This is a genomic window from Kocuria sp. NBRC 114282 (assembly GCF_030268385.1).
Classification (GTDB): Bacteria; Actinomycetota; Actinomycetes; order Actinomycetales; family Micrococcaceae; genus Kocuria; species Kocuria palustris.
Map to the genome: position 1 here is coordinate 1 of NZ_BSQO01000040.1, position 333 is coordinate 333.

1 protein-coding gene and 1 other annotated feature are annotated in these 333 nt (G+C 61.9%); the gene reads left to right on the forward strand.

What is annotated here, in order from left to right:
• Nucleotides 1-200 (forward strand): transposase (locus QSJ40_RS12630; RefSeq protein WP_502875257.1); only part of this gene is annotated, 200 nt, incomplete at its 5' end.
• A 25-nt stretch (nt 201-225) separates the two neighbouring features.
• Nucleotides 226-333: a sequence feature (AL1L pseudoknot), on the forward strand. This feature is flagged as partial in the annotation.

The following is a 333-nucleotide window of genomic DNA, read 5'->3' on the forward strand; positions in this document are numbered from 1 at the left end:
ACTCGCCCTGGCAGCGCGGCAGCAACGAGAACACCAACGGCCTGCTGCGCCAGTACCTCCCCAAAGGCACCGACCTCAGCGGCCTCAGCCGCAGGGAACTCGACATGATCCAGGACAGTCTCAACGGACGCCCTCGGAAGACATTGGGCTATCTGACACCATCAGAGAAGCTCGCAGAGTTCCTTGCGCTCACCGCTTGAATCCGCCGATCCTGAGGTCAGCCTCGGCTTTTTTCGCGGCGGAGCTCGACCGCCCACAGCGTTGATCGTGGAGTACATCGACCAGCACAAGCATGAGTTCGGCGTCGAGCCGATCTGTCGAACGCTGACCGCA